Source organism: Streptomyces sp. NRRL F-5123 (assembly GCF_000721495.1).
In the GTDB taxonomy this organism is placed as follows: domain Bacteria; phylum Actinomycetota; class Actinomycetes; order Streptomycetales; family Streptomycetaceae; genus Actinacidiphila.
The window spans coordinates 71432-78922 of record NZ_JOHY01000031.1 but is presented as its reverse complement, the minus strand read 5'-3'; the positions used below and the strand labels follow the sequence as shown (position 1 = coordinate 78922).

The window sequence follows — 7491 nt, the reverse complement described above, 5'->3', positions numbered from 1 at the left end:
CTCCGGCTTCCTGGCCCTGGCCCGCGAGGCCAACCGCCCCGGCTGGTGGCACAGCTTCCGCGACGTCCTGCCCGACTGGTTCAGCGCGTTCGTCAGCCTCGAAGGAGAGGCGGCGATCATCCGCGCGTACGAACCCCACTACGTGCCCGGCCTGCTGCAGACCCCCGCGTACGCGCGGGCCACCCTGCGCGCGGGCCAGCCGCACGCGCCCGGCGAGGAGATCGAGCGGCTGCTCACCCTGCGGATGGAGCGCCAGACGCTGCTGCGCAAGGAGAAGGCGCCGCTGCTGTGGGTCGTCATGGACGAGACGGTGCTGCGCCGCCCCATCGGCGGCCGCCAGGTCATGCGCGAGCAGATCGGCCGGCTCATCGAGGCCACCGAACTCCCCAACGTCCGGCTGCAGATCATGCCCTTCGCGGCAGGCCCGCACCCCGCGATGTACGGCCCCTTCCACATCTTCCGCTTCCAGCTCCAGGAGATCCCGGACATCGCCTACGTGGAAAGCCTCGTGAGCGGCGTCTACTTCGACGAGCGCGACGACGTGTCCGCGTTCCTGGAGGCGCTGGACCGGATGTGCGCGCAGGCCGCGCCCGCGCAGAGCACCAAGGCCATCCTTGACGGCATGCGCAAGGAAGTCTGAACCATGGACTCGCGCAGTGGCGAGGCCACCACGAACCGGAGGACAGCAGCCTTGGCCGACCAGGGATTCACCGTCGACGAGATCGACACCAGCAGGCCGCACCCGGCCCGCATGTACGACTACTACCTCGGCGGCAAGGACAACTACGAGGTCGACCGCGAGGCCGCCCAGCAGGTCATCCAGCTGCTGCCCGACGCGGTGCCGTCCGCGCGCGCCAACCGGGCCTTCATGCACCGCGCCGTGCGCTTCGCCGCGGAGAGCGGCATCCGGCAGATCATCGACATCGGCACCGGCATACCGACGTCCCCGAACACCCACCAGGTCGCGCACGCGGTCTCCCCGGACGTACGGGTCGCGTACGTCGACAACGACCCGATCGTGGCCACCCACGCGGGCGCGCACCTGCTCGGCGCGGGCAACACCGGCTTCTTCCTGGGCGACCTGCGCGACCCGGAGAGCATCCTGAACCACCCGACCATCGGCCAGCTCATCGACTTCGACCAGCCGGTGGGCCTCATGCTGGTCGCGATCCTGCACTTCATCCGGGACGACGAGGACCCGGCCGCGCTCGTCGCCGCCTACCGGGACGCCCTCCCCAAGGGCAGCTACCTGCTCTTCAGCCACGTCACCGCCGACTTCCACGACCCGGGTACGGGCTCGGAGGAGGCCGCCGACGTCTACCGGCAGAGCCGCGCCACCGCGACGTTCAACCTCCGGTCGTACGACCAGCTGATGGGCCTGTGCGAGGGCTTCGAACTGGTGGAGCCCGGACTCGTCCAGCTCCCGCTGTGGCGCCCCGACGGCCCGGTCCCGGGCAGGCGGGAACTCGCCGGAATCGGCGGCTACGGCGCTGTGGGCGTGAAGGTCTGACCCCCGGGCGCCCCGCACGCCCTGTTACCCGTTGTTACCCGTTGTTACCCGTGACGAAGCACGACCGCACCACCGGAGGACAGCAGCCTTGGCCGAGCAGGGATTCGCCCCCGACCAGATCGACACGAGCAGGCCCCACCCGGCCCGTATGTACAACTACTACCTCGGCGGCAAGGACAACTACGAGGTCGACCGCGAGGCCGCCCAGCGGGTCATCGACCTCGCCCCGGAACTCGTCCCCATGGCCCAGGCCAACCGCGCGTTCATGCACCGCGCGGTCAAGCTGGTGGTCGAGAGCGGTGTTCGGCAGATCATCGACATCGGCACGGGCATACCCGCGTCCCCGAACACCCACGAGGTCGCGCAGGCGCTGGCCCCGGACGTACGGGTCGCGTACGTCGACAACGACCCGATCGTTTCCACGCACGCGGGCGCGCACCTGGTGGGGGCGGGCAGCACGGGCTTCTTCCTCGGCGACCTGCGGGATCCGGCGAGCATCCTGGGCCACCCGACCATCGGCAAACTCATCGACTTCGACCAGCCGGTCGGCCTGATGCTGCTGGCGATCCTGCACTTCGTGCGCGACGACGAGGACCCGGTGGAGCTGGTGGCCGCCTACCTGGACGCGCTCCCCGCGGGCAGCTTCCTCGTCATGACCCACTCGACGGCGGACTTCCACCAGGCCGACGCGAACTGGGCGCAGGCGCGGGACGTCTACAAGGACCGGCAGGCGACGGCCGTTCTGTCCCTGCGCCCGCACGACCAGATCCTGCGCTTCTTCGACGGCCTCGAACTGCTGGAGCCCGGCCTCGTCCAGGCCCCCCTGTGGCGCCCGGACGGCCCGGTGATGCCCGCGGAGGAGCTGGCGCACATCGGCTTCTACGGCGGGGTCGCCGTCAAGCGCTGACCGCTGCGCTTGGCCTTCCGCCGGGTACCTTCCGCCGGATGTGGCGGCCCTTCGCGGAAGGGCTGGGCCGCCACGCCGGGGCGTCAGACCTGCTGCTCCGCCGCGTAGCCGAGGAAGGCCGCCCAGGCGTCGGGGGCGAAGGCGAGCGAGGGGCCTTCGGGGTCCTTGGAGTCCCGTACGTGGACGGTGCGGGGGGAGGTGGCGACCTCGACGCACTCGTGCGCTTCGTTGCCGCTGTAGCTGGACTTGTACCAGTTCAGAGCGGTGGCGCTGTCGGCAGAGGGCTCAGTGATCATGTCTCTCCCAGGACTTTCTCGATGAACGCCAGGGACTCCCTCGGGGTGAGAGCCTGCGCTCGGATGATCCCATACTGCACTTCGAGCGTCCGGACGTCCTCGCGTTTAGTCACCAGGCGGTTGACGCGCCCGGTTTCCATGATCCCCAGTGTCGGTCCGTCCTTCGGGCTCAGCAGGACGGAGCCCCCACCCATTCCCGCGTGATCCTCGCGATCCGTCGGCATGACCTGGATTTCCACGTTGCGCAACTGGCCGACTTCAAGTAGTCGTTCGAGCTGTCCGCGCATCACTTTTCGACCGCCCAGCGGGCGCCGCAACGTCGCCTCCTCCTGGACGAAACTCAAGGTGGGAGCAGGCGAGCGGCTGAAGATCTTCTGACGGGCAATACGCCCGGCAACGTAGCGTTCGACTGTCGCCTCGTCCAGTAGCGGGCGGCGCATCTGGTACAACGCCCTGGCGTGGTCCTCGGTCTGCAACAGGCCGGAGATGTTGTGGGTGTTGTAGTGGCAGATGGAGACCGCGCTGTCCTCCAGTTTCGCAATGTCGCGGATACTCCGTGGGACCCGTACCTGCTCGACATCTTTCTTGAAGTCCTTGAGCAGGCCGCCCGCGCCCGTCGCGTCGTCCGTCGCGTCAAGGAACTCCGGTTGCGGCACCCGGCGACCACGCTCCACCGACGACACGGTTTCGTCGCTGTAGCCGATGCGCTTGCCGAGCTGGGGCTGGGACAGTCCCGCCCGCTCGCGCCAGAGCCTGATCTGCCTGCCGACTGTCTTGAGGAATTCCGTTGCGGTGTCCTCTGACCAGTCCGCCGGGAAGGTCGTGCCGTTTTCGCCGAGGTCCTCAGCCATGGGACCCACCTCCGCTGCTTGCATGCGTGCCGGACACGCCGGACGCGCCGGATCCGGCAGCGGACAGGCACGAGCTGTCCGGCACCGACTACTTCTCAGGGTAGATACGGTCGGCCACGCTCTGTCACATGAATAGCGAAATCTCCACCCACGAAGCGTTCTCCGAGTCGGAACTCGTGCTCCGGCTCTCGTCCACGCGCTGCGGCGCGCGGCTCGCGCGGCATCTCGCCGTGCGGCAACTGCACGTCTGGGGCGTGCCGTACGACAGCACTGCCTCGGAGAACGTCGCGGCCGTCGTCGCCGAACTCGCCGCGAACGCGGTCACGCACGGGCGGGTGCCGGGCCGGGACTTCGAGCTGAGGGTGTGCCTCGTGCCGGGGGCGGTGCGGGTTGCGGTGAGTGACACGCGGACGGAGCGACGGCCGCCGGAGCCGGGGGAGTTGGCGGCGCCGGAGGCGGAGGCGGAGTCCGGGCGGGGGCTGCTGCTCGTGCAGGCGCTGTCGCGTGCGTGGGGCGTGCTGCCGCGCGTGCCCGGCAAGACGGTCTGGGCCGAGGTGCCGCGCGTGCCCTTCGCCGAGGTCCTGACCGGGGTGCGGTAGGACGCGCCCCGGAGGTGCGCGTCCCGGCGGGGCGCGCGCCTTGTTTGTAAGGACCGTTCTTCAAGGAACGGGGGAAAGAACCTCACCCCACCGGCCCGTGGTGACGCTCACCCGAATGGGTGACGGATGGTCAGATCTTCGGGGCGGGTGGGGTACGGTCGGCGGTACAACCGCACATGAGAAGGGCCCCCGGCAGGACGGCAATCCTGGTCGAGGGCCTGACCACCAAGGAAGAAGTGAGCTTCCCGATGGCTGACGCCCAGTCTAACGCGGGCATGCCCGCCGCGCCCCTCCCCGAGGGAGCGCCACCCGCCGGAGTGATCCACGTACGGCACCGGCACGCCGACCGCTTCACCGTGGTCGGCAACCACCTCGCCCAGCACCCCGACCTCTCGGCGGTGGCGATCGGGCTCGCGGTGCACATCCAGTCCCTCCCGGACGGCGCCCCGGTGAGCGTGAAGGCGCTCGCGGCCCGCTTCCCCGAGGGCGAGATCACGGTCCGCAGGGCCCTCAACGAGCTTCAGGCTGCGGGGTACTTGGAGCGCCGCCGCGTCCCGCTCGGGGGAGGCCGCTTCGCGACGCGGGCCTTCGCGTACGACCGGCCGGGCGGCGCGGCGGCGTCGGGCCCGGGGCGCCGTACGGGTCGGGCGTCGCGCCCGGCGGTGGGGCGTACGGCTGGGCCGGGGGGCGTGGGGCGTACGGGCCCGGGCCGTACAAAACCGTCCCGTCCGGCTCCGGCGGGGGCCGTACCCGTAACCTCGCGGCAGCCGCCCGCCGCTGAACTCCTGGCCCGGCTGCGCCTCGCCGACCCGCGGCTCCTCCTGTCCGCCGGGGACATCGCGCGCCTCGCGCCCGCCGTGGAGACCTGGCTCGGCCGCGCGGTGCCTCCGGCGGAGATCACCCGGGTCCTGAGCGCGGGTCTGCCGCCGTCCCCGACCCCGATCCACGCCCCGTCCCGCTTCCTGGCCCACCGGCTGGCCGTCCACCTCCCGCCGCCGCTCCCCCCGGAACCTGTCCGGGCGCCGCGCCCGGCTCCGCTGCGCACGTGCGACGGCTGCGAACGCGCCTTCCGCACGGAGGACCCGACCGCGCGGTGCGCGGACTGCCGGGGATCGGGTGGGGGCGGTGGAGTGGCGGGCTACGCCTGAGCCTCGTCGGCCCGCGCCTGCCAGTGGGCGAGGTTGTTGCGGGTTCTTCGGGTGTCGGGATGATCGGGTCCGAGCACCCGCAGTACATCGTCGAGGAGTTCGGTGTAGGCGGTGGTTGCAGCGGCGGGGTCTCCTGCTTTGCCTTGCCAGTGGGCGAGGTTGTTGCGGGTGATGAGTGTGTCGGGGTGGTCGGGTCCGAGTATCCGGAGGCGGTCCTTGAGGAGTTCGGTGTGAGCGGTGACGGCTGCGGCGGGGTCCCCTGCTTCGCCTTGCCAGTCGGCGAGGTTGTTGCGGGTGATGAGTGTGTCGGGGTGGTCAGGTCCGAGTACCCGGAGGCGGTCCTTGAGAAGGTCGGCCAGCGCGGTGGCGGCGAGGCTTGAGTAGCCCTGCCAGCTGGCAAGGTTGGCGCGGGTGGTGAGGGTGCTGGGGTGGTCGGGTCCGAGTACGCGCAGTACGTCGTCGAGGAGTTCGGCCAACGCGGTGACGGCTGCGGCGGGGTCTCCTGCTTCGCCCTGCCAGTGGGCGAGGTTGTTGCGGACTCTGAGGGTGCTGGGGTGGTCGGGTCCGAGTACCCGAACTACGTCGTCGAGGAGTTCGGCGTAGGCGGTGGCGGCTGCGGCGGGGTCTCCTGCTTCGCCTTGCCAGTGGGCGAGGACGTCACGGGCATTGAGGGTGTCGTGGTGGTCATGTCCGAGGTATCGGCTGGTGGCGGCGGCAAGGTTCTGGAAATGAACGACGGCAGCGGCGACCTGGCCGGAATCGCCGAGGCTGATCCCGGTGCGGAAGAGCAGCAAGTGGGCATCAGGCTGGTAAAGGCACGGGGACTTGCCAAAGCTCCCGTCCGTGCAGGAGATGAGAGCCGCCGCGCAGGCGCGCAGGGCCTGAGTCAGAGCCGTATCGCGCGTGACAAGGGGCCATGCTGCCACCAGGGCGGACGCTGCACCGCGGGCGACTGCGCCGTAATACCTGGAGGGCAGTGTGTCCCGGGTCGCGCGCTGGACGATCTGGTGCACGCGCACGGTGCCGCCCCCCTCCTCCTCGTTCGGCTCGGGTGCCGTGAGGAGGCTGAGGCGGTGCAGCGCGCGCAGCGCACCCGCCGCGTCGTCCGCCGTGACCTGGGGCCCGTCCGTCGCCACCCGGCCGAGGGCGGTGAGGTATTCGCGCGCGGGCTCACTCGTCAGCACAGACACCGGGATGCCGCCCGGGGCCAGGAACGACGCCAGCTCCAGCATCGGGCGGGCCAGGCCGTACGGGCGCAGGGCGTCCGCGCGCTCGACGGACAGTTCCCAGGCGGCGGCCATCGTGTGGGGCTGGTCGTCGGGCAGCACATCCGGGGTGACCTCCTCCAGCGTGCGCACCCTCCGCGCAAGGAGGTCGCGGTACTTCGCCACCGGGATGCCCGCGTCCACGACGTACGCCACCGCCTGCGACAGGGCCAGCGGCAGGCAGCCGAGGTCCTCCGCCAAAGCGGACAGCTCGGCGGCGGGTTCGGCCCGGCCGGCCTCCTCCAGCGCCGAGGCGAGGTACGTCGCCGCCTCCTCCGGCGTGAAGGTCCCCACCTGCACCACCCGGCGGCCGCCCCCGGCAAGCGCGGCATCCCGGCGGCGGGTTGTCACGACCGTCCGGCCGTGCCCGACCGCCGGGGGCCACAGGCCCTTCAGGTCCGCCGGGTCGGCGACGTCGTCCAGGACGACCAGCCAACGGCGCGGCCCCGCCCGTAGCCACGCCAGGAAGGCGCGTGTGGCCTGCTCCGGGTCGCCTGGATCCGCCCCGCACACCTCGGCTCCGGCCTGGGCCAGGCCCGCGACGATCGCGGTGCGGCTGCCCGCCGAGAGCCACACCAGCAGGTCCACGCCCTCTTCGCGAAGCAGCTCCTCCGCCAGGTCGGCAGCCAGCTGCGTCTTGCCGACCCCGCCCATTCCGCTGAGCACCTGGCACAGCACCGCCGTGCCGCCGCCGCTCACCGCCTCGCGCAGCCGCGCCCGTTCCGCCCGGTCCTGGAACGCCCCCGCGCGCGGCGGGATCACCCCCACGACATGCGGCCAGGTCACGGCCCCCGGCGCCGGGAAGTGCATGTGGACGTCGCGCATCGTGTGCGCCGAGACGGACCCGGCCCCTTCCGCGTGGGACGTCACGCTCCCCGGAACCGGCCCTCCGCCGGAGCCGTCCGCCGCATCCAC

At 71.3% G+C, this 7491-nt stretch carries 8 protein-coding genes; 5 read left to right on the top strand and 3 right to left on the bottom strand.

Annotated features, from left to right (window positions below):
* From IH54_RS0123410 to IH54_RS0123400, 3 genes are all read left to right on the top strand, one after another.
* Positions 1 to 640: DUF5753 domain-containing protein (locus tag IH54_RS0123410; RefSeq protein WP_031520052.1), on the top strand; the 640-nt coding region annotated here is incomplete at its 5' end.
* A gap of 3 nt (positions 641 to 643) precedes the next feature.
* A complete protein-coding gene (locus IH54_RS0123405) occupies positions 644 to 1510 on the top strand; it encodes an SAM-dependent methyltransferase (RefSeq protein ID WP_078862460.1) in 867 nt (288 codons plus the stop codon).
* A gap of 88 nt (positions 1511 to 1598) precedes the next feature.
* Complete coding sequence (locus IH54_RS0123400) at positions 1599 to 2417, top strand: SAM-dependent methyltransferase (RefSeq protein WP_031520048.1); 819 nt, start codon at positions 1599 to 1601, stop codon at positions 2415 to 2417.
* 83 nt (positions 2418 to 2500) lie between these two features.
* Here the strand turns inward: IH54_RS0123400 and IH54_RS0123395 are convergent, their stop codons facing one another.
* Positions 2501 to 2713 (bottom strand): DUF397 domain-containing protein, encoded by a 213-nt coding sequence (locus IH54_RS0123395; RefSeq protein ID WP_031520045.1) that lies wholly within the window; start codon positions 2711 to 2713, stop codon positions 2501 to 2503.
* Entirely contained in the window at positions 2710 to 3564 is an 855-nt protein-coding gene (locus tag IH54_RS0123390) for a helix-turn-helix domain-containing protein (protein ID WP_052397776.1), read from the bottom strand. The genes IH54_RS0123395 and IH54_RS0123390 overlap by 4 nt, the downstream gene beginning before the upstream one ends.
* Before the next feature lie 128 nt (positions 3565 to 3692).
* On the opposite strand from IH54_RS0123390, the gene IH54_RS0123385 reads away from it, so the two are divergent.
* Positions 3693 to 4163, top strand: coding sequence for an ATP-binding protein (locus IH54_RS0123385; protein ID WP_052397775.1), 471 nt, complete (start codon positions 3693 to 3695; stop codon positions 4161 to 4163).
* Between the two features lie 176 nt (positions 4164 to 4339).
* Positions 4340 to 5311, top strand: a complete 972-nt coding sequence (locus IH54_RS0123380) for a GntR family transcriptional regulator (RefSeq protein WP_031520037.1) — start codon at positions 4340 to 4342, stop codon at positions 5309 to 5311.
* Here IH54_RS0123380 and IH54_RS0123375 read toward each other — a convergent pair.
* Positions 5302 to 7446 (bottom strand): tetratricopeptide repeat protein, encoded by a 2145-nt coding sequence (locus IH54_RS0123375; protein WP_063762360.1) that lies wholly within the window; start codon positions 7444 to 7446, stop codon positions 5302 to 5304. The genes IH54_RS0123380 and IH54_RS0123375 overlap by 10 nt on opposite strands.
* Positions 7447 to 7491 lie beyond the last annotated feature (45 nt).